Source organism: Geobacter sp., from assembly GCF_030834625.1.
GTDB lineage: Bacteria > Desulfobacterota > Desulfuromonadia > Geobacterales > Geobacteraceae > Geobacter.
Map to the genome: position 1 here is coordinate 19,042 of NZ_JAUQXO010000015.1, position 19,998 is coordinate 39,039.

At 56.7% G+C, this 19,998-nt stretch carries 19 protein-coding genes, 1 tRNA gene and 1 pseudogene; 4 read left to right on the forward strand and 17 right to left on the reverse strand.

Going from position 1 to position 19,998, the window contains the following annotated elements; genetic code table 11:
* Positions 1 to 231 precede the first annotated feature (231 nt).
* The 8 genes from rpsO to rimP all read right to left on the reverse strand — a co-directional run bounded on the left by rpsO (position 232) and on the right by rimP (position 7,737).
* Positions 232 to 498 carry a 30S ribosomal protein S15 gene (rpsO, locus tag RCH91_RS03155; RefSeq protein ID WP_306533089.1) on the reverse strand — a complete coding sequence of 89 codons (267 nt, stop codon included), beginning with the start codon at positions 496 to 498 and terminating at the stop codon, positions 232 to 234.
* A 114-nt stretch (positions 499 to 612) separates the two neighbouring features.
* Positions 613 to 1,527: a tRNA pseudouridine(55) synthase TruB gene (gene truB / locus RCH91_RS03160; protein WP_306533090.1), complete on the reverse strand. Its 915-nt coding sequence runs from the start codon at positions 1,525 to 1,527 to the stop codon at positions 613 to 615.
* 4 nt (positions 1,528 to 1,531) lie between these two features.
* A complete protein-coding gene (locus tag RCH91_RS03165) occupies positions 1,532 to 2,482 on the reverse strand; it encodes a bifunctional oligoribonuclease/PAP phosphatase NrnA (RefSeq protein ID WP_306533091.1) in 951 nt (316 codons plus the stop codon).
* The gene (locus tag RCH91_RS03170; RefSeq protein ID WP_306533092.1) at positions 2,475 to 2,831 is read right to left on the reverse strand and encodes a ribosome-binding factor A; all 357 of its coding nucleotides are present in this window, start codon (positions 2,829 to 2,831) and stop codon (positions 2,475 to 2,477) included. The genes RCH91_RS03165 and RCH91_RS03170 overlap by 8 nt, the downstream gene beginning before the upstream one ends.
* A 22-nt stretch (positions 2,832 to 2,853) precedes the next feature.
* On the reverse strand, positions 2,854 to 5,466 hold the full coding sequence (gene infB / locus RCH91_RS03175; RefSeq protein WP_306533093.1) for a translation initiation factor IF-2: 2,613 nt from the start codon (positions 5,464 to 5,466) through the stop codon (positions 2,854 to 2,856).
* On the reverse strand, positions 5,444 to 6,061 hold the full coding sequence (locus RCH91_RS03180; protein ID WP_306533094.1) for a DUF448 domain-containing protein: 618 nt from the start codon (positions 6,059 to 6,061) through the stop codon (positions 5,444 to 5,446). The genes infB and RCH91_RS03180 overlap by 23 nt, the downstream gene beginning before the upstream one ends.
* A gap of 6 nt (positions 6,062 to 6,067) precedes the next feature.
* A complete protein-coding gene (nusA, locus tag RCH91_RS03185) occupies positions 6,068 to 7,222 on the reverse strand; it encodes a transcription termination factor NusA (RefSeq protein ID WP_306533095.1) in 1,155 nt (384 codons plus the stop codon).
* A gap of 35 nt (positions 7,223 to 7,257) precedes the next feature.
* Positions 7,258 to 7,737, reverse strand: a complete 480-nt coding sequence (rimP, locus tag RCH91_RS03190; protein WP_306533096.1) for a ribosome maturation factor RimP — start codon at positions 7,735 to 7,737, stop codon at positions 7,258 to 7,260.
* Positions 7,738 to 7,962: 225 nt separating this feature from the next.
* On the opposite strand from rimP, the gene bioB reads away from it, so the two are divergent.
* Genes bioB through bioA form a run of 3 tightly spaced genes read left to right on the forward strand, consistent with a single transcriptional unit; the run spans position 7,963 to position 11,024 of the window.
* A complete protein-coding gene (gene bioB, locus RCH91_RS03195; RefSeq protein WP_306533097.1) occupies positions 7,963 to 8,952 on the forward strand; it encodes a biotin synthase BioB in 990 nt (329 codons plus the stop codon).
* Entirely contained in the window at positions 8,945 to 9,670 is a 726-nt protein-coding gene (gene bioD / locus RCH91_RS03200; protein WP_306533098.1) for a dethiobiotin synthase, read from the forward strand. The genes bioB and bioD overlap by 8 nt, the downstream gene beginning before the upstream one ends.
* Entirely contained in the window at positions 9,657 to 11,024 is a 1,368-nt protein-coding gene (bioA, locus tag RCH91_RS03205) for an adenosylmethionine--8-amino-7-oxononanoate transaminase (RefSeq protein ID WP_306533099.1), read from the forward strand. Before bioD ends, bioA begins: the two co-directional genes overlap by 14 nt.
* A gap of 89 nt (positions 11,025 to 11,113) precedes the next feature.
* Here the strand turns inward: bioA and RCH91_RS03210 are convergent, their stop codons facing one another.
* The 8 genes from RCH91_RS03210 to RCH91_RS03245 all read right to left on the reverse strand — a co-directional run bounded on the left by RCH91_RS03210 (position 11,114) and on the right by RCH91_RS03245 (position 18,886).
* Positions 11,114 to 11,503: a hypothetical protein gene (locus RCH91_RS03210; protein ID WP_306533100.1), complete on the reverse strand. Its 390-nt coding sequence runs from the start codon at positions 11,501 to 11,503 to the stop codon at positions 11,114 to 11,116.
* 265 nt (positions 11,504 to 11,768) lie between these two features.
* Complete coding sequence (locus RCH91_RS03215) at positions 11,769 to 14,411, reverse strand: A-adding tRNA nucleotidyltransferase (RefSeq protein WP_306533101.1); 2,643 nt, start codon at positions 14,409 to 14,411, stop codon at positions 11,769 to 11,771.
* A 42-nt stretch (positions 14,412 to 14,453) separates the two neighbouring features.
* Positions 14,454 to 15,320, reverse strand: a complete 867-nt coding sequence (locus tag RCH91_RS03220) for a L,D-transpeptidase (protein WP_306533102.1) — start codon at positions 15,318 to 15,320, stop codon at positions 14,454 to 14,456.
* An 86-nt stretch (positions 15,321 to 15,406) separates the two neighbouring features.
* Positions 15,407 to 16,369, reverse strand: coding sequence for a methylmalonyl Co-A mutase-associated GTPase MeaB (gene meaB, locus RCH91_RS03225; protein ID WP_306533103.1), 963 nt, complete (start codon positions 16,367 to 16,369; stop codon positions 15,407 to 15,409).
* Positions 16,353 to 17,132 (reverse strand): enoyl-CoA hydratase/isomerase family protein, encoded by a 780-nt coding sequence (locus RCH91_RS03230; RefSeq protein WP_306533104.1) that lies wholly within the window; start codon positions 17,130 to 17,132, stop codon positions 16,353 to 16,355. Before RCH91_RS03230 ends, meaB begins: the two co-directional genes overlap by 17 nt.
* 12 nt (positions 17,133 to 17,144) lie before the next feature.
* The gene (locus RCH91_RS03235; protein WP_306533105.1) at positions 17,145 to 17,549 is read right to left on the reverse strand and encodes a cobalamin B12-binding domain-containing protein; all 405 of its coding nucleotides are present in this window, start codon (positions 17,547 to 17,549) and stop codon (positions 17,145 to 17,147) included.
* Positions 17,550 to 17,559: 10 nt separating this feature from the next.
* Complete coding sequence (cobO, locus tag RCH91_RS03240; protein WP_373694361.1) at positions 17,560 to 18,087, reverse strand: cob(I)yrinic acid a,c-diamide adenosyltransferase; 528 nt, start codon at positions 18,085 to 18,087, stop codon at positions 17,560 to 17,562.
* A gap of 19 nt (positions 18,088 to 18,106) precedes the next feature.
* Positions 18,107 to 18,886 carry an enoyl-CoA hydratase/isomerase family protein gene (locus tag RCH91_RS03245; RefSeq protein WP_306533107.1) on the reverse strand — a complete coding sequence of 260 codons (780 nt, stop codon included), beginning with the start codon at positions 18,884 to 18,886 and terminating at the stop codon, positions 18,107 to 18,109.
* Positions 18,887 to 19,086: 200 nt separating this feature from the next.
* Here RCH91_RS03245 and RCH91_RS03250 point away from each other — a divergent pair.
* A tRNA-Val gene (locus RCH91_RS03250) sits at positions 19,087 to 19,161 on the forward strand.
* Between the two features lie 423 nt (positions 19,162 to 19,584).
* Here the strand turns inward: RCH91_RS03250 and RCH91_RS03255 are convergent.
* Positions 19,585 to 19,998, reverse strand: a pseudogene (locus RCH91_RS03255) (flavodoxin family protein); the annotation flags it as partial.

Here is a 19,998-nt window from a genome sequence, read left to right on the forward strand (position 1 = left end):
CCTCCTTAGCCTATTCCTGGTGCGTTGGGGCCGTCGATGGAACAACCAAGCAAGCGCTTAGTTGTTCCATCCACGCCCCCAACACCCTGACAAAAATAAATGGGCCGCTAAGCCCATTCTGCCTGCTGTCAGAAACTTATCTCCCATGACGGGCGCCCGGATTAGCCACCCATGGGACTGCTGAAAAAAAGGAAAGGCAATATACCCCTCAACGGAGTATACTGCCTCTTCTTATCGCCGTATGCCGAGCTTCTCGATGATTGACCGATATCTCTCGACATCCTTCTTCTTGAGGTAGTCGAGGAGTCTCCTTCTCTGGCCGACGATCTTCAGAAGACCGCGCCGGCTGTGGTGGTCCTTTTTGTGAACCTTGAAATGCTCCGTCAGATAGATGATCCGCTCAGTGAGGATCGCAATCTGAACCTCCGGAGACCCCGTATCGCTGTCGTGACGCTTGAACGATGTAATGATCTCTTGTTTCTTGTCCGTTACCAGCACTCCCGTACACCCCCTTTCACCTTCATGTGTTCCGACCATTGATCGATTGTGACGTGCTTCGAAAAAACGTAAGGAGAACTATTACCACAACGAACCGCCAGTGTAAAGCCAAACCTAGTTAAAAACCCTTATAAGCCTTAGGTTTTTGTTACCGTCCCCCGATTCGGCACTACCGATTTCCGCGACAGCCAGAAGTTTTCCCTCCCGCACGAGCCGTATCCTCACTCCGGCACCAAGAGACGCATCAGTGCCGACATATTTGCCGTGACACCCGGGAGAAATACCGCAGTAAACCTTGCGAACCTCATCTTCAGTGAGTTCAATCTGCGGCAAATGCCCCAAAGCATCATTGGGCGATACGATGATTGAACCTGCGGCGCCTTTCTCTTGGAGACTGGCCAACTCATCAAGGGTAACTGCCCGTGAAAGATCAAATGTCCCGCTCCGTGTTCTGCGCAATTGCGTAAGGTGGGCACCACAGCCAAGGCGCTCTCCCACGTCGTGCGCCAGGGTCCGTACGTAGGTGCCACGGGAACAGGAAACAGTGAACTCTACCCGTGGCAAATCCATATGGTCTACGGTAACGGAGTGGATCTCGATCTCACGCGGTTCGCGCTCTACCTCACATCCTTTTCGAGCAAGCCGGTAGAGGGGAACCCCACCCTGCTTGATAGCCGAGTACATGGGTGGAATCTGCGTGCCCTTTCCCAGGAAGGAACTGAGGACCTCGCTGACCGTTTCGGGTGACAAGCGGGTCCAATCACCTTCCCTCTCAACGCGCCCAGTACAGTCCTGGGTGTCAGTGGCAGCACCAAGAACCATTGTTGCACGGTATCCCTTGACCGCCTCGTCAAGAAACGGAATCGCCTTGGTTCCCTCGCCCACGGCAACCGGCAAAACCCCCGTGGCAAAGGGATCGAGGGTTCCCGTATGGCCCGCCTTTTTCTGGCCGAGAATCCGTCTGACTCGCGCTACTATGTCGTGGGAGGTCAAGCCGGCCGGCTTGTCAATGACAAGGAATCCGTCCATCAGGTCAGAGGGACTTTCCCAGGTGAGAGAATATCTTCGCCTTTATCTCGTCAAGGGAACCGGTCATGGTGGCGCCTGCGGCATTGTGGTGCCCCCCACCACCAAAGGCGGATGCAATGCTCGAGACGTCAACCTTTCCCTTGGAACGGAAACCTATTTTGAAAAGACCCGGATTGATTTCGCGAAAGAAAACCGACACCTCCACTCCACGGATGGAGCGCGGGTAATTAACGAAACCATCCGTCAGTTCGGCAGAGGCGCCCGTCTTCTCGTACATGTCGAGAGTAACCGTTATCGAGGCGTAGTCGCCCCGTGGGGAAATCGACATGGTGGAGAGCGCCAGGGCCAGAAGCTCCAGTCTCTGCCGGGGTTGGCTCTCGTAGAGCTTCTCGGCGATGTTCCAGGTGTTGATTCCGGTGGCAACCAATTCGCCCGCAACGGCGAAAGCCTCGGGGTTCGCGTTTGAATAGCGAAACGATCCGGTATCGGTAATGATGGCCGTATAAAGGCAGAGCGCCGTTTCATAGTCAATGGCGTCACCTGCCCCCTTGATAATGCGGTGAACGAGTATCCCCGTTGCCGCCGCTTTGGGATCTATGTAATTGATACAACCAAAATGGTCTTCTGTTAAATGATGATCTATGTTGATCAGTTTCCCGATCCGGCGGCAATCGGCAACCTGCTTGCCGGCCCGTCGAAATTCTCCCACATCGAGAACAAAACAGACATCATAGTCACGGTCGGGAAGGGTCTGCGTAGCTTCATTCGCCAACGGCAGAAAGGAGTAGAGGTCGGGCACGGGATCGCAAAAATGGATCGTCACCTCTTTACCGAGTCGCTTGAGATACCCGGCAAGGGCGAGAGATGAACCGACGGCATCGCCGTCGGGGTTCTCATGGGTAGTAACCAGGAAGCTCCCGTTAGTGCGGATCTCCTCGATGATACCCTCAATCATTGTCACCGTCCTCGCTTCTAATTTCTTTAAGCAGTTTGTCGATACGGCTACCGTACTCGATCGACTCATCATACTTGAAGATGAGTTCGGGGGCGAACCGGAGTCTGAGCTCTTTGCCCACTTCTTTACGAATGAAGCCTACGGCGCTGTTCAAACCATGGGAGGTTGCCTTCTTTTCCTCATCGCTCCCCATCACCGTGTAATAGATGGTCGCATGGCGAATATCGTCGGTTACCTTGACGCCTGTAATGGTAACGAACCCGATACGGGGGTCCTTGAGTCCTTTGACAAGGAGACCGGACACGAGTTCGTGGATGGCTTCGGCAACTTTGTCGGATCGTTTGTGCATGAAATCCTCGAGTCAGCAGACCTTAGAGCTTGGTAGCAATTTTCTCGATCTCATAGGCTTCAATGATATCGCCGACCTTGATATCGTTGTAATTTTCCAGGCCGATACCACACTCGTACCCGGTGGCGACTTCCTTCATATCATCCTTGAAGCGGCGCAATGATGACATCTTTCCTTCATAGACAACCACATTGTCGCGCAGAAGCCGAACCGGTGCGTTACGCAGCATCTTGCCGTCCTGTACATAACAGCCTGCGACGTTCCCGACCTTGGGCACCGAGAATACTTCTCTGACTTCGGCCCGTCCGAGGAACTTTTCGCGAAGCGTCGGCTCCAGCAACCCCTCCATGGCCTTCTTGATGTCTTCTACCGCATCATAGATGATGTTGTAGAGGCGAACGTCGACTCCTTCTTTCTCGGCCATTGCCGATGCCTTCGGCTCAGGACGTACGTTGAAGCCAAGGATGATCGCATTGGAGGCGGAGGCAAGGTTAACGTCGGTCTCGGTAATGGCGCCAACCGAAGAGTGGATGACGTTGAGACGAACCGCGTCGGTGGAGAGCTTGCGCAGCGATTCTGCCACAGCCTCCACTGAGCCTTGGACGTCTGCCTTGACAATGGCGTTGAGGTCCTTGACCTCCCCCTTCTGTATCTTGTCGTAGAGTTGCTCCAGCGACATCTTGCTGTGCTTGGCAAGCTCGGTTTCCCGCAGTTTTTGCTGGCGATGGGAAGCGATTTCCTTGGCTTTTTTCTCGTCGGGAAGGCTGATGAAGACATCTCCTGCGTCAGGAACACCCGTGAAACCGATGACTTCAACAGGCATGGATGGACCGGCGGCAAGCACCTTGTCGCCTCGGTCGTTCTGCATGGCACGAACCCTTCCGGAGTGGACGCCGGCAACGAAGTAGTCGCCAATCTTCAGGGTACCTTCTTGGACAAGTACCGTGGCAACCGGTCCACGGCCCCGGTCGAGCTTGGCTTCGACAATGGTGCCGCGGGCGTCCTTGTCGGGGTTTGTCTTCAGATCCATAACGTCGGCCTGCAGCAGAACCATTTCCAGCAAATCGGGAAGATTGATCCGCTTCTTGGCGGAGACTTCCACGAAAATAGTTTCACCGCCCCACTCCTCAGAGACAAGACCGAACTCCATGAGTTCCTGCTTCACTCGCTCGGGCTTCGCCTCGGGTTTGTCGATCTTGTTAATGGCGACAATGATCGGCACGCCAGCAGCCTTGGAGTGGTTGACAGCCTCGCGGGTCTGGGGCATGACACCGTCGTCTGCCGCGACCACGAGAATAACGATGTCGGTTACTTTGGCACCACGGGCACGCATAGCGGTAAATGCTTCGTGGCCAGGCGTATCGAGGAACGTGATCTTGCGACCATTGAGTTCGACGTCATAGGCACCGATGTGCTGGGTGATCCCCCCAGCCTCGCCGGCAATGACATTTGCTTCGCGGATCGCATCGAGGAGTGATGTCTTGCCGTGGTCAACGTGTCCCATGATGGTGACGACAGGCGGACGTTTCTTGAGGCTCTCCGGGGCATCGGGCGCCGACTCAAGCATCTCGTCCGTATCAATGGCCACGTTCTCGATTTCATAGCTGAACTCGGCGGCAATCAGTGCGGCAGTGTCCACATCAAGAGGATGGTTGATGGTGGCCATCATCCCCATCTTCATGAGGACACGTATAAGATCAGTGGCCTTGACCCCCATCCTCTTGGCAAGCTCACCAACGGTGATCGACTCGGAAATCTTGATGATCCGCTTGATGGCCTTGGGAACCGTAATTTCGGTCTTTCTGCCGGAAGAAACCGTCTCCCGCTCACGCCTCTTACCTTTGCCTGATTTCGGACCTGGCTCAAAGATCCTCTCACGCTTTTCGAGGAGTTCCGCCTTTTTGAAAGCCTCTTTCTTCTTCCCGCCCGGAGGAGTGCTCTTCTTTGCCGCAGGGGCACCTCCCGCCGGTGCCGCAGCCTCAACGAATACCTTCCCCTTTTTCTTGCGATCGTCGGCCGCAGCAGCAGCCGGGGGCGGTGTTACAACCCGCTCCTCCACCTTCTTCTTGGGGGGAATGACCACTTCACGCTTTTCGGAAGGTCTGGGAGCCGGTGTGAGTCCGGGAAGCTCAACGCGACCAAGAATTCTGGCGCGATTCATAGTTGGCTTCTCTTCATCGACCATAACCGGCTTCGGCGACTCCTGGGCGGCAGCAACCTTGGGCTCTTCAACCATCGGCTTTTCAGCTTTTGGAGCCTCCACAGACGAAACCTCGGGAGCCTGGGGAGTCTCGGTTTCCTCGGGAGCAGTCGCGACCATGGGCGCAGACTCTTCCGCCCCGGGGGCAGGAACAGCAGGCTCAACGGCCTCGGCAGCCACGGGCTCAATCTCTTCAGGCGGTTGCTCGACAATCTTAGGTCGACGCCGGATGACCGTGGTGGTTACCCGGACCTCCTCCTGCTTCGAGATTCCCTTGAGCGGCGCAGGCGGAGCTGTAACCCTCTGCACGTCCTCCTCTTCGAGAACCGACAGGTGGCTCTTCACCTCAATACCAAGACCCTTGAGCCTGGCAAGCAACTCCTTATTCTCAATACCCAACTTTTTAGCAAGTTCATACACGTGGGTCTTGCTCATCAACCGCACCCCCATCAAGGAAATTTCCGAATCTCTGTAACTCTTTCACCAACGGCGGGACAAACCCTCCCACCTCAATCGCCACCACACTCCGCAATCCCTTACCAAGAAGCCCGCCGATCCTGTCCTTGTCCAGGATGCGGAAACAGGGAATCCCGTCACGGGCGGCCATGTTAGCAACCTTATCGCCAATCTCGGCAGAGGCGTCCCCGGCCATGATTACAAGACCGATCCTCTTACCCTTGCGTATCGCCTCCATCACCATATCGCTTCCGGAGACGATCTTTCCTGCCTTGTTTGCCAGGGCCAGATATGAAGCAATCCGCTCCTCAAGGCGACAAACAATCTTACTCTGGAGCTCCTGTGAAGTTGCCCCCTTTACCTCACCCTTGAAGGCACGGGCAAACTGCTTCCGGCTGGCAGCCTTCTCCACGCAATCGCGACAAAAACAGGTATAGGCCCCACGCCCCGGCAGTTTTGCCAAAAGGTCAGGAACGACTGTCCCTTCGGGGTCAAGAACGTAACGGAGAAGTTCGTTTTTCCCTTTCTCCTCCCGACAACCAAGACAGGTTCGCTGGGGCTCGGTCCGTGGCATCGGATCCTACTCTTCGCCCTGCTCCACAACCTCAACGGCTTCGCCCTGAGCCTCGTCGGCAGGCTCCTCGACAGCCTCTTCAGCGGAACCATCGAAGGAGGAAAACTCAAGGAGCTCAGCTTCGGCGGCGCGGGTTTCGCTCTTAATGTCAATTCTCCAACCGGTAAGCTTCGCTGCAAGCCGGACATTCTGCCCTTTCTTGCCAATGGCAAGGGAAAGCTGGTCGTCAGCGACAATGATCTCAAGTGCGTTGTTATCTTCGTCGATATAGACTTTGGAAACCGTTGCCGGCTGAAGCGCATTGCATGCAAAGCGCGCCGGGTCTTCGGACCAAGGGATGATATCAATCTTTTCACCGCGGAGTTCAGACACAACATTCTGAACCCTCGATCCGCGCATCCCGACGCACGCGCCAACCGGATCCACGTCCGAGTCATGGGAATAGACGGCGATTTTGGAACGGCTCCCGGGCTCGCGCACCACAGACTTGATCTCGACGATACCTTCGGCGATTTCCGGCACCTCAGCCTCGAAAAGCTTGGCCAGAACGCCGGGATGGGTCCGGGAAAGGAGTATCTGGGGGCCCTTGGGGGTCATCCGGATATCCATAATGAGCGCCTTGATCCGGTCCCCCTGGCGGTAGACCTCCCGGGGCGCCTGCTCTTTGTTGGAAAGAAGCGCCTCGGCCCTGCCGAGATCCACAACGAGGTCGCCTTTCTCAAAACGACGCACCACGCCATTGATAAGCTCACCGATCCGGTCCTTGAACTCGTTAAAGATGGTCTCCCGCTCCGCTTCCCGCACCTTCTGGATAATGACCTGCTTGGCGGTCTGGGCGGCGATACGCGTGAAACCGCTGGCGTCCATCTTCATGCCAAGAGAGTCACCCACTTCAACGTCGGGGTCGACCTCCCGGGCTTCCTCCATGTCAATTTCCTTGTACGAGTCCATAACCTCGTCAACGACAGTGACAAACTCGAAGAGTTCCACCTCACCAACCTCGGGATTGTAGTGGGCTTCAAGATCGCGCGTGTTGCGATACTTCTTGTTCGCGGCAGTGAGCACCGCCTGTTCGAGGGCTTCGACCACGATATCTCGGTCTATCCCCTTTTCCTTCACAATCTGATCAATAATGTGCTTGAGGTTGAAGGTCGTTTCCACGTCCGTCTCTCCTTGAAGTGCTTAAGCTATTTGTTCTAGAATTCAAATTCAAGGCTGGCCTTAGCGATACTGGCAAGCGGGATCCGCGCCATCTGTCCTTCGCGGAGTTTAAGGGTCACAACCCCGTCCGCAAGCCCCTCCAGGTCGCCGAGAAAGGTCTTACGCCGGTTCCCGGCCTCATCCTCCACGAGCTCATAGGTTCTGATCTTCACGAGCCGTCCCCGGTAGCGCTCGTAATCGGTCTCCCTCTTGAGGGGACGATTTAATCCAGGGGACGACACCTCGAGCGTGTAATAGTCGCTGATGACATCCTCAACGTCGAGAATCTCGGAAAGCTCGCGACTTACCAGAGCACAGTCGTCCAGGGTAATCCCGCCGACCTTGTCGACAAAAAGCCGAAGAACCATGTGGCGTCCCTCACGCTTGTATTCAATGTCGACGAGTTCCATCCCCTGGGGAGGAAGAAGACTTTCCGCCAGGGCCGTGACCCTGTCGATAACTTCGTCCTTTGCCATGCCTGTCAAACCTCATAAAAATAAAAAAAGTGAGCTGGAGGAGCTCACTTCTAGTGAACGGAAACTTGTTATCTACTAACAGAGACATGACCAAAATGCAAGTATTTAATTTTGTCGTTTCCATGGTTTTCGGCAATTTTCACGGTCAATTGTCAACCACATACCAACCCATGGTTGACAACGGTTAAATTCCTGTGGTACTTCAGGCTTTGGAGGAATTTAGTGATGAACAGACACCTTGATACATTCGCCGATAGCATTATTGCCGGCAAGCGGCTCTCGGAAGGAGAGGCTGCCGAGCTCTCAGCCACCTCCGGGACAGACGCTTTTGCCCTCTTTTTAGCCGCAAGCCGCATCAAGGAACACTTTCTCGGCACTGGCATCGATCTCTGCTCCATCATCAACGCCAAGTCGGGGCGCTGTCCGGAAAATTGCGCCTTCTGCGCGCAATCGGCCCACCATGCTACCGACTCACCAGTCTACCCCCTCGTAGACGAAGAGCGGATCGTTGCCTGCGCGAAAGAGGCAGAAGCTGCCGGTTCCCACTGCTACGGCATCGTAACGAGCGGCACCACAATCAGAAAAGGAGAAGAACTCGACCGGATCTGCAGGGCAGTGCGCCGCATCAGAGAAACCACGTCAATAGCTCCCTCCTGCTCCCTTGGCATCATCGACCAGGAGACGGCAGTCACTCTCAGGGAAGCGGGGGTAGAAACCTATCACCACAACCTGGAAACGGCGCGGAGCTTTTTCCCGAGCATCTGCACGACCCATGACTACGAAGATGACGTGGAGACCGTCCGGGTGGCGAAGCGGGCGGGACTCACCGTCTGTTGCGGGGGCATCTTCGGTCTGGGTGAGACGGCGGCGCAGCGGATAGAGCTCGCCATGACGCTGCGGGATTTGGACGTGGACTCGATCCCCCTCAACTTCCTCAACCCCATCGAGGGTACCCGCCTCGCCAGGGCCGACCTGATCACCCCCCTGGAATGTCTCAAAACCATTGCCCTGTTCCGGCTCATCCTCCCTGAGAAAAAGATCGCCGTCTGCGGCGGCAGGGAGCGGAACCTGCGGGATCTGCAGTCGTGGATCTTCTTCGCGGGAGCGAGCGGCACCATGATCGGCAACTATCTGACCACCACCGGCCGGCCGGCCGAGGATGACTGGCAAATGTTGAAGGACCTGGAACTAACGGCGGGAAGCTGTCGTGAATAGGGCGATTTTTGTCACGGGAACCGACACCGGCGTAGGGAAAACGGTCGTGACGGCGGCTCTGGCGCTTCTTCTGCGCGAGAGGGGGGTAAACGTCGGGGTCATGAAGCCGGTGACAAGCGGCTGTGTCGAGCGGGGTGGCACCCTCGTCTCCGAGGATGCGGAACTGCTCGCCTGGGCCGCGGGGGTTCCCCTCGATGCAGACTGCTCCCCCTACTGCCTTCGCACTCCCATCGCACCCTCGGTGGCTGCGTCCAGGGAGAATGTCCGGATCGACTTCTCGCGCATCGGAGAGGCATTTGAGGGACTTAAGGCGCGCCACGATTTCGTGCTTGTGGAGGGAGCCGGCGGGCTCATGGTCCCCCTCTCGGGCGGGCTCGTGGTGGCTGACCTGGTACTGGGGCTGAAGCTCCCGCTCCTGGTGGTGGCACGCCCCAATCTAGGCACCATCAACCATACGGTTCTCACCTGCTATACCGCGAAGCATCTCGGTATTGAGGTGCGGGGGACCATCATCAACTCCTACCCCGATCAGCCCGACGCGGCAGAGGAGTACGCGCCGCACCTCATAGACTCGCTGGCAGGGGCGCCACTGCTCGGCGTCTTCCCCAAGGTTGCAGGTGGCGATCAGCGGACTATTGTGGAAACCCTGGCCAGCCGCCTCGCGGCCGAGCCAACCACAAAAATTCTGTTACGGGAGATAGGCGTTGGAAACAGCTGACACCAGAACGCTTCAACAATACGACCGCACCCACGTTTGGCATCCCTTCACCCAGATGAAGGAGTGGGAGGAGAGCGACCCCGTCGTCATCGTCAGGGGCGAAGGATGCTGGCTCGTCGATTCAGAAGGCAACCGCTACCTGGATGGCGTCGCAGCCATCTGGACCAACGTCCACGGCCACTGCAAACGGGAAATCAACGAGGCGGTCAAGGCCCAGGTGGATACGCTCGAGCATTCGACCCTGCTCGGACTCACCAACGACAAGGCGGCACTACTCGCGCGGCGTCTCGTGGAGGTCGCTCCCCCGGGGCTCTGCAAGGTCTTCTACTCAGACAACGGTTCCACCGCCGTGGAGATCGGCGTCAAGATGGCCTTCCAGTACTGGCAGCACTTGGGGCGACCGGAAAAAACCAAGTACATTTCATTCAAGAACGCTTACCACGGCGATACCATCGGTGCCGTAAGCGTCGGTGGAATCGATCTGTTCCACGGAGTATTCCGCCCACTCCTCTTTCCGACCATCCAGGCGCCCGCTCCCTACTGCTACCGCTGCGAGTTCGGCGAGTCTGACAGCAGTAGCTGCGGCATGCGCTGTCTCAAGGAACTGGAACGGATCATGGCGGCCCATGCCCATGAGGTGGCCGGCCTCGTTATCGAACCCCTCGTCCAGGGAGCCGGCGGCATGATCGTGCAGCCCGACGGGTTTGTTCGACAGGTCCGGGAACTCTGCGACCGTCACGACATCCTCATGATTGCCGACGAGGTGGCGGTTGGTTTCGGCCGCACCGGCGCCATGTTCGCCTGTGAGCGGGAAGGGATCACGCCTGACATAATGGCCCTCTCCAAGGGGATCACCGCAGGCTATTTCCCCCTTGCCGCCACCATGACGACCCAGAAGGTCTACGACGCTTTCCTCGGTGAATACCGGGAGATGAAAACCTTCTTCCACGGCCACACCTTCACCGGCAACCCCATCGCCTGCGCTGCGGCCCTGGCGAGCCTCGACCTGTTCGAGAAGGAGCAGCTTCTCGATAGTTTAACAAACAAGATCGGTTACTTATCGCAAAGACTTCACGCAATGGGTAAAGTAAAGCACGTGGGTGAAGTGCGCCAGTGCGGCATGATCGCCGGCATCGAGCTTGTTCAGGATACAGGAACACGGGAACCCTTCCCGTGGGAGGAACGGGTCGGCATCAAGGTCTGTCTCGAAGCCCGCAACCGCGGCCTTTTTCTCAGACCCCTCGGCAACGTCATAGTGGTCTTCCCCCCCCTCTCCATTACCCTCGACGAACTTGCATTGCTCATGGACGGCATAGAGGCGTCTATCAAAATCGTCACCGAGACGCCTGCCTGATTCTGTTGCTGAGTAGAACAATACGAAAAGAGGGGGTGGCCGTCATTGCGTGGCCACCCCCTCTTTCCAATTTTTTGTCAATATATTCTTTAGAATCTGCCGCGAAGAACCTCGGCTGTCAGGATAACCCCTCCCTCGCCCCGTGTTCCGGCCGGAACGTAATCGGGGATGATCGTCGGCACCGCCAGCTTTACCTTGCCGTTTTCCACCTCGGCCAATGCCCGGGTGGTCTTTACGGCACCATACGCGACTCCGGCCAGAACACCGCCCGCAGCGCCGTATCCGATGTAGTCGAGGTGATCGCCAGGCTTGTCGGTGAAAACAAGGAGCGCCGCACCCACAAGTCCGCCCACAAGCCCCCCGTAGACGGCGTTGCGGAAAATGTCTTCAAAAGTGTCGTCAGCCTTACATGGTTTGCACCAAACTGTGAGAAGAAGAATGATGACTCCAACCAGGATGCCCCGCTGCGATGTCTTCATTGCTAACCCCTTTGTCAAAAATATCAGTCTTTGATATTTAAGCAAAAAACAAGCCGGGGTCAACATATAAAAATTAAAGCAATAAATATAAATAGTTACACATGATTACACACGAAGCCCACAAGACTCCATGATACCTGCTTCTATGGTGTTCCAGAAAGTGCATGGTTACGCCACAATCTTGCCTGTCAAAAATCCGAAAAACGCCCCAACGTCAGGCGTTTCGATCAACTGGCCAAATAACAGGCACACTGTTGCATAATCGCTACAATCGGGTCAGTTCCTTCGTGACAATCTTGAGTTCATCCTCACGTGTTGACACCTCGCCATTCAGACGGGCAGAAAGAACCGTATCCAGTATCTCGCGATAGCGTGGACCAGGCGAAAGGCCCACAGCCTTTAGATCATCTCCTGTGACAGAAGAGGTAACACCCCGGAGTTGAGTCACATAGAGGGAAACGAACTTCCGTACGTCTTCGCAACGGGTTTTGGCCATGATGTAGAGCAGAACCTCGGGCGAAAGCCCCCGGAGCCAGAAGTAGACGTCGCTGCGCCTGACCGGTTCCCCCTTTGCGACTTTGCGCTCTATCACCTCCAGCATCTGCTCGCCATGGACCCGCATGTCGATGAGCTTCTCCCGGTAATGCTCCGAGATGGATAGCCGCGAGCAGGTTTCCCAGAACGCATTGTCGGGCAGGGCTGACGTCAGGGCAAGGAAGTAGACCACCCAGGTTTCCACCCGATCCCCTTGGTAGAGGAGGTCAAACCAGGTAATTACCTTTTTGACCTCGTCCAACACCTTGAGATTCTCCGGTTGGAGCGCCAGGTCAGGATGAATGAAACGCAAAAGCCCCAACCCTTCCATCCGCAGTATTGCCCGAACCGGCTCCCTTTCACGGAGAATCAGGACCAATTCGTTGAGTAGCCGTTTTCCGCCGAGCTTATCGAGGAATCCCATCTTTACGGCATTTTTGATGAGATTTTCCGTATGCCGCGCAATCTGGAAGCCGAGCCGCTGCTCGAAGCGGATTGCCCGAAAGACCCGTGTCGGGTCTTCAACGAACGAGAGGTTGTGAAGAACCCGGACAGCCTTGTCGCGGAGATCCCGGTACGCGCCGAAGAAATCGACAAGAAGCCCGAAGTCGGCTGTGTTGAGCTTTATTGCGAGGGTGTTGATAGTGAAGTCGCGACGGTAAAGGTCCATCTTGAGCGAAGAACGCTCCACCGTCGGAAGGGCGCCAGGGGTTTCGTAATATTCCAGACGGGTGCTTGCCACGTCGATCTTCGTTCCGTCGGGAAAAACGATGACCGCGGTGCCGAATTTATCGTGGCTCTTGACTCTGCAATCGTGACCGGCAGCAAAGGTTTCGGCGAAGAGGATGCCGTCTCCCTCAACGGTGACGTCGATGTCCTCGTTCTTGCCACCTAGCAGGAGATCACGAGCAAAACCACCGATGGCATAAATCGGGAGTTCCAGCTTGTCCCCTACCCTTCCCAGCTCTCGGAGAGTTTCCACCATCCGCCGCGGAAGATTCTTGTTCATGAGGTGAACCACCTCGCGGCGGCGCACCGGCGGTGTCTCACGGCCAAGATCGTAGACCGCCTCGGCACTGCGCTGCATGCCGGCATACATGTAACGCAATAGATCGGTCCGCGTTATGACCCCGATGAGTTTCTCGCCGGCGAAGACCGGCACAAGCCGCCGGTGCTGCCCGACGATATAGTCCTGGATAACGTTGAGCGGTGTCTCGGGCTCCGCCCGCATATACTCCGTATGCATATATTCGCTGACCGGCAGGGAACCGAGCCCGTGATACAGGGCCTTCTCCACGATCCGCAGGGAAATGATCCCGACCATACGTCCATCGTCGATTACCGGCATGGCGTTCACGTTGTAGCGGGTGAGGAGTTCGCGGGCCTCGGCGATTGTGGTCTCCGCCGACAACGTCTTCACCGGCGAAGACATGAGGTCGCTCGCCGTGCGTTTCGGATTGACCCACTGGGGAAGCAGCTGCTGGAACCTCCCCAAAACCTGAATGACGGTTTGATCACGTACCGTGGCTGAAGCTGCAGTTGCATGCCCACCACCACCGAATTCACGCAGGATCGCCCCCACATCCACCTCAGGGATGCGGCTCCTCGCCACGACATAGACACGCTCCGCCATGCCAACCACGATGAAAAGCGCCTCCAAGTTTTCCATGTCGCGCATCATGTGGGCCAATACCGCGATATCTCCCACATAGTAATCAAGGGAAGCGTGGGCGAGCGATATATCAACTCCGTTCACACTAACGGTATGCAACGACTGGAGGAGGTCGTTCAACAGCGACACCTGCTCGGCGGTCAACTCCTGTGAAACAAATTCGGCGACAATATTGAGGTTTGCCCCATGGGACAAAAGCCAGGAGGCAGCTGCGTAATCATCAACGCTCGTCGAGGGGAAGGTAAGGTTTCCGGTATCCTCGTAGATGCCGAGCATCATGAGGGTAGCCTCGACAGGCGTCACCTCGATCCCCTTCTCCATGAGAATCTTGGCCAGAATCGCAGTGGATGAGCCGCACTCGCGAATCTCGCCGCCACTGTGGTCAATGTCGCCTGATGAGCCGGGATGGTGGTCGTAGATATGGACCACAACGCCAGGTCGTTTCGCCGCCTCGGCCAACCGGCCAATGCGCGACGAGTGACGGCAGTCCACAAGAATCAGCCGTGATATCCGAGAGAGGTCGATGTCTTTCAGGCGGGTCAAGGCCGGCATGTAACCGGTAGTCTTGAGGAAGAAATCCCTGATGCTTTTCTCTTGGGATCCGGGAAAGACCATGAGGGCATCGGGATAGAGCTTCTTCGCTGCTACCATGGCGCCAAGGCAGTCGAAATCGGCATTCACGTGGGTGGTGATGACGTCCATGGGAGAGAGTGTGCCGCATCAGCGGCAAAAGTAAAGGAAAGATCAGCGGGATGCCACCAGCGGCTTGAGGGGCGCGGGCTGATACACGGGATTTTCTCCGATCACCTCCACCATCGGGCCGCTGTCGAGTAACTCCAGATCACCGGTGTCTTCGCCATACTCGGCTTCTCCAACGGCCCAGTCGTAGAGTTTTTTGGAATCTTGGAGGACCGGCTTCCCAGGGATGCCATACATGCGGTTCTGCATCTGCTCATCAAAGAGCCCGACGCAGCCGTGGGATGCGGGTTTGCCGGGGAGATCCCGCGCATGGATCCAGTAGGCCACGTTGTCGGAGCCGATATGGAAACGCATGGCGAAATCCATGGGATACTGGGCCGACTGGTCGTCGGTCTGATAGAGGGAAGAGGTGTGGGTGCGGTGGCGGGCATCGACCCGGAAAAGACCGGTGGGGGTTTCGTATCCCTTTTTGCCGGTGGCCGCAGGCATGGAAAATTTAAGTTGCCCATTTTCGTAGGCACCAATCCACTGTTCGGTCAGGCTGATGAGTATATACCGGTCATAGCGCCTAGCCGGCTCATACTCCAGGGGAAGTGGGGTGTAGCGACGGGCTGCCTCCATGTCGGTGGGGACCTTGATGGTCATGCCTGGGTACGTGTGACGGCGATCCAATCTATTGAAACGGGCCACCGTGGTCCAGTCGTTGCCGAAAAGAGTTTCGAGAGTCTCGTGGGGTCTGATGAAGTGGGGTTCCCAGTCAATCTGCCGGTGGCTCGGGTAGTCAATCCGGGAGAGATCCTCCTTGGCTCCGTCCACGGGAGAGGCTGCCGGGTCGGCAGTGGATCCGGGCCTGTGAATGACTATTGCGCCGAAGATGAGGAGTGCGATGACGTATGCCAGCTTGCGGATCATTGGGTACCAGTCCTGCCGAAAAAAGGAATGGGGCCGAGGCCCCATTATTTGTTAGCGATATAACGTAGCATTTTTCAACGGTACGGTCAAGAGTTGGACATCCGGTGCCCCGCAAACCGCTCGGTTAAGATCAGTTCTACGGCGCTGTAGGGGTCGGTCCGGCGGGCCGTCATCTCCTCGACGATCTCACGGAACCGGCCGTTTACCTGGATGTGGCCGAAGACCTCGGCGAAAAGCCGCTCCTTAAGCAGATCCATAAACTGCCGCACACTGCGCTCTTCCCTGATCCTCTCAAGGGCGCCCGACTCGATGAGGTGACGGCGGTGGGTCTCAATTTCCTCCACCATCTCAGTGATACCACGGTTACGGCTTGCTTCGGTGAGGAGTACCTTCGGCTGCCAATCGCCCGGCTTGGTCTGCTTCATCTCCAGCATGGCGGCAAGCTCCCGGGCAGTCCGGTCAGCCCCTTCCCGGTCAGCCTTGTTCACCACGAAGAGGTCGCCGATCTCTAGTACCCCCGCCTTGATGGCCTGAATGTCGTCTCCAAGCCCCGGCACCGAAATAACCACGGTCGTATGGGCCATCCGGACGATATCGATCTCGTCCTGCCCTACCCCGACCGTTTCGATGATAACCACCTCCATACCCATGGCGTCCATGACGTTCACCACATCGCCGGTGGAGCGGGAAAGCCCCCCCATGTGGCCGCGGGTGGCCAAGCTCCGGATAAAGACGCCGGGGTCCTCTGCATGACGGTTCATCCTGATCCGGTCACCAAGGATTGCGCCACCGGTGAAGGGACTCGTGGGGTCAATGGCAACAACCCCCACCCTGCTTCTCCGTTGCCGGTAGACGGCGATAAGCTGATCCACCAACGTCGATTTCCCCGCCCCTGGCGGTCCGGTTATACCAAGGATAAACGCCCGGCCCGTGTGTGGATACAGAAGCTTCATCTCCGCTGCGGCGCTCCGAAAACCGTCGTCCAAATCACGCATGAGGCGGGCCGCAGCACGCAGGTCACCGGCGAGTATCCTATGAGCCAAAGACATTCGCTGTTCCTTCTAGAAATCCAGTCATCCGTTCCCTCTCAGGAGAAGTGGCAAAGAGATACGCGAAGGAGGCCGCCTCCAGGGCACAGCCTGTTTTCAGGTCACAGTCCTCAGAAGCATTGATCGCCTTCTTTGCCATGGCAAGAACCGCCGGCGAGGCCGTGGCGGTTCGCTCTGCAAAAGCCACAACCCGCTCCCAGAACTCATCGGCCGGGTAAACACGGTCAACAAGCCCCATCCGCAACGCATCAGCGGCGCCGTAAGGCTCAGAGGTCATGAAGATCTCTCGGGCGAAATTTTTCCCCACGAGGCGCGGTAGCTTCTGCGTACCGCAAAAACCGGTTATGATCCCCAGCTTGGCGCCGGGGTGGGCAATGACGAGCGCATCGCTTGCGATCCTCAGGTCACAGGCCAGAGACAGGTCGCATCCCCCCCCCATGGTGATGCCGTTGAGGGCACCGATGATCGGTTTGGGACACTCCTCCATGGCCGTGAAGAGTGACTGTCCCAACTCGGCAAAGGAAAAACCGTCGGCTGGGCCGAACTCCACCATCTGGTAGATATCGGCACCGACGGCGAAGGATTCGCCAGGATAACCAGTGATGACGATACACACAACGTCGGGATGCCGCGACAACTCGGCCACCGCCCGCTTCAACTCTTTCAGCATGGTAATGGTAAGTTTGTTGAAGCGATGACCCGCACCCATCAGGATAAAACCGACGCGGTTCTTGACCTCAATACGAAGTTTCTTGTAGGGCATAACGCTCAACCGCTACGCCCGCGGCGTGACGTTCTCCCGAACCCACTGCACGATGTGCTCCGTGGAGGTCCCCGGAGTAAAGACCTCACTGACGCCCGCACCCTTCAGCCCGGGGATGTCGTCGTCGGGAATGACACCGCCGCCAAAAACAACGATGTCGTCGGCTCCCTTCTCCTTGAGAAGCTGGCAGACCCGCGGCAGGAGCGCGTTGTGGGCACCCGAGAGTATCGACAGCCCGACAGCATCCACGTCCTCCTGAATGGCTGCGGAAACGATCTGCTCCGGCGTCTGGTGGAGCCCCGTGTAAATCACCTCGAAACCGGAATCGCGGAATGCCCGGGCAATGATCTTGGCTCCCCGGTCGTGACCGTCAAGCCCTGGTTTACCCACGAGTATACGCAGCGTTCTTTCTGACATGGCTCTCTCCTTACTTTTCTATTCCGACTCGCGCCGGCACGCCGGCGCGGTAGTAATGCTTGATCTCCCGCATCTCGGTTACGAGGTCAGCAGCCGAGATGACACGCTCGTCTGCGTTTCTTCCGGTCAGAACAAGTTCGACACAATGAGGCTTCTTCTCCATGAAATCAAGAAGGTCTTCGACGGACAGCAGACCGAAAGAAACAGCACCATTAACCTCGTCAAGAATGACAAGATCATACTCGCCGCCGGTCAAGGCAGTCCGTGCGGTTTCCAGTGCTTCTCGGGCAAGGCGGGCATCCTCTGGGTCGGGGTTGTCCCGGTTCACCCACCCCGGTCTCCCGGTCTGAATAATAGTGAAGTCCGGAGCGAACCGCTCTGCAGCGGCATGCTCTCCGTAGGGACCTCCGCCTTTCATGAATTGAATCATGAAGACCTTCATCCCCCGGCCCAGAGCCCGGAAGGCGAGTCCCAAGGCGGCCGTGGTCTTCCCCTTGCCGTTACCCGTATAGACCTGTATGCACCCCTGCTCAAGCATCGTCATGCGCTGCGACCTCCTACCGTCCCGTGAAGCGGGGTTCCCGCTTCTCCATGAAGGCACGCATTCCCTCCTTTTGGTCGTGAGTGGCAAAGCAGAGTGCAAAGGCATCACGCTCCATGAGACAAGCCGTGGCAAGATCAACGCCCGACCCTGCATCGATGACCTCTTTGGCAACACGCAAGGAGAGAACGCCGCGACTACAAATGGCCTTGAGGAGTGCAGCCGTCTCGGTCAGGAGAAGATCGTCAGATACAATCCGGTTAACGAGGCCGATGGCGTAGGCTTGCTCCGCACTTACCCTCTCGCCGGTGAAGATCATCTCCTTGGCCCGTGACTTGCCGATGAGCCGCGGAAGACGCTGCGTACCGCCAAAACCGGGCATAATGCCGATGAGGACCTCTGGAGCAGCGAAGACCGCAGAATCCGCGGCGACAATGAAGTCGCACGCCAAGGCCAGTTCAAGTCCGCCACCCAGGGCATGGCCATTCACGGCAGCAACAACCGGCTTTCCGACTTTCTCAACAGCAAACATGAGCTTCTGCCCCAAGTCGGCGAACGATGCCGCTTCGGCAGAGGTCATGCGCGCCATCTCGGAGATGTCAGCGCCGGCACAGAAGCTCTTCCCTTCGCCTGTCACTAAAATCCCCTTCACCCGCTCATCATCCTTTAGCGAGGCAAATACTGAGAGAAGTCCTGTAACTAAATCACGACTCAAGACGTTACGTGTCTCGGGTCTGGCAAGAGAAACAATCGCTATGACTTCGTCATGTCTGACGGTAATCTGCTTCGTGCTCAAAACCGTCTCCCGTTTTAGCGTCGGTAAAAATTACAGTTTGGGACTATAACAACAGCGTCAATTGGCTGTCAAGGTGTATTCACGGAGTGTATAACGTTTTTTTACTATCGCTGAAATGCTCGCAAACCGTAAAGATCCAATGGAGAAAATTCAACGCTTGACATGTTTTAGCGATTTTGCTATTTAATTTTCTACTTAACGGGCGATTAGCTCAGCGGGAGAGCACTGCCTTCACACGGCAGGGGTCGCTGGTTCGAACCCAGCATCGCCCACCAGAAAACACAACGGGCCGAGTCAAAAAACTCGGCCCGTTTTTTATTGCTATTCAAAGAAAGTTAAAGACAAGGCATCTGACAAATTTTCAACACTATAGGCCCTTCCAACCAGTTCCCCCACATCTTAGTCAAGCCTGTGCCCAAAATACCCAAGGCTTCTCGGGCCTTGAATGGCCTAAAATTGTAATATCCGAGCATCTGAATGGCGACCATTCAAAGCTCTTCTCAAGCCCTGCATGGAATCTTACTTCTTGGAAGAACTGTTTTCATAGACAATGATCGCACCTATCGATGGTTATTGACGCAAGCTGGCACCCGCAAACAGCGCATGCGTTGTCCCATTCGGGGTGCCCGGCAGCAGCAGCCCTGTTCTTCGCCTCAAGGCGCTGAACTTCCGCTTCCATTTCCTCGTTGTAATGCACTTCAAACATGTTCGCTTCCTCTAAGAGTCTTATTCCGCCAGTATTCACGCTCGAACACCCAGTACTCCTTCATGAATTCGACCAGGCCTGACATCCTCGACCGGAATGCATCGAGAAATTGATCCTGTCCCGGGAACTGCCGCTTCTCCCTGATGCAGTGGCAGAGCTCGCAGCCCAGGGCACGTGCCTTGCCATAAAGGTTCGCTTCCTCGGGGAAGGTTCTTATCCCTGCCATGGGAGAGCCGATACCTCCGACAGATGTTGCCCCCAGGGTATTGACGACCCGTTCCATGTAGGAGATCACGTCGGCGTCCTCACCACCGCCGGAGGTCTCCACGACGGCAGCGTATTTCCCTTCCAGTGCCATGCAGTGGATCAATCCGTTGCAGCGGTCGAAGAACGCCTTCATCTGGGC

Excerpts from the sequence above, each read along its gene's own strand:
- truB (WP_306533090.1), bottom strand. The coding sequence starts at position 1,527 with ATGGACGGATTCCTTGTCATTGACAAGCCGGCCGGCTTGACCTCCCAC.
- RCH91_RS03165 (WP_306533091.1), bottom strand. The coding sequence starts at position 2,482 with ATGATTGAGGGTATCATCGAGGAGATCCGCACTAACGGGAGCTTCCTG.
- RCH91_RS03170 (WP_306533092.1), bottom strand. The coding sequence starts at position 2,831 with ATGCACAAACGATCCGACAAAGTTGCCGAAGCCATCCACGAACTCGTG.
- infB (WP_306533093.1), bottom strand. The coding sequence starts at position 5,466 with ATGAGCAAGACCCACGTGTATGAACTTGCTAAAAAGTTGGGTATTGAG.
- RCH91_RS03180 (WP_306533094.1), bottom strand. The coding sequence starts at position 6,061 with ATGCCACGGACCGAGCCCCAGCGAACCTGTCTTGGTTGTCGGGAGGAG.
- rimP (WP_306533096.1), bottom strand. The coding sequence starts at position 7,737 with ATGGCAAAGGACGAAGTTATCGACAGGGTCACGGCCCTGGCGGAAAGT.
- bioB (WP_306533097.1), top strand. The coding sequence starts at position 7,963 with ATGAACAGACACCTTGATACATTCGCCGATAGCATTATTGCCGGCAAG.
- RCH91_RS03210 (WP_306533100.1), bottom strand. The coding sequence starts at position 11,503 with ATGAAGACATCGCAGCGGGGCATCCTGGTTGGAGTCATCATTCTTCTT.
- RCH91_RS03215 (WP_306533101.1), bottom strand. The coding sequence starts at position 14,411 with ATGGACGTCATCACCACCCACGTGAATGCCGATTTCGACTGCCTTGGC.
- RCH91_RS03220 (WP_306533102.1), bottom strand. The coding sequence starts at position 15,320 with ATGATCCGCAAGCTGGCATACGTCATCGCACTCCTCATCTTCGGCGCA.
- meaB (WP_306533103.1), bottom strand. The coding sequence starts at position 16,369 with ATGTCTTTGGCTCATAGGATACTCGCCGGTGACCTGCGTGCTGCGGCC.
- RCH91_RS03230 (WP_306533104.1), bottom strand. The coding sequence starts at position 17,132 with ATGCCCTACAAGAAACTTCGTATTGAGGTCAAGAACCGCGTCGGTTTT.
- RCH91_RS03235 (WP_306533105.1), bottom strand. The coding sequence starts at position 17,549 with ATGTCAGAAAGAACGCTGCGTATACTCGTGGGTAAACCAGGGCTTGAC.
- cobO (WP_373694361.1), bottom strand. The coding sequence starts at position 18,087 with ATGCTTGAGCAGGGGTGCATACAGGTCTATACGGGTAACGGCAAGGGG.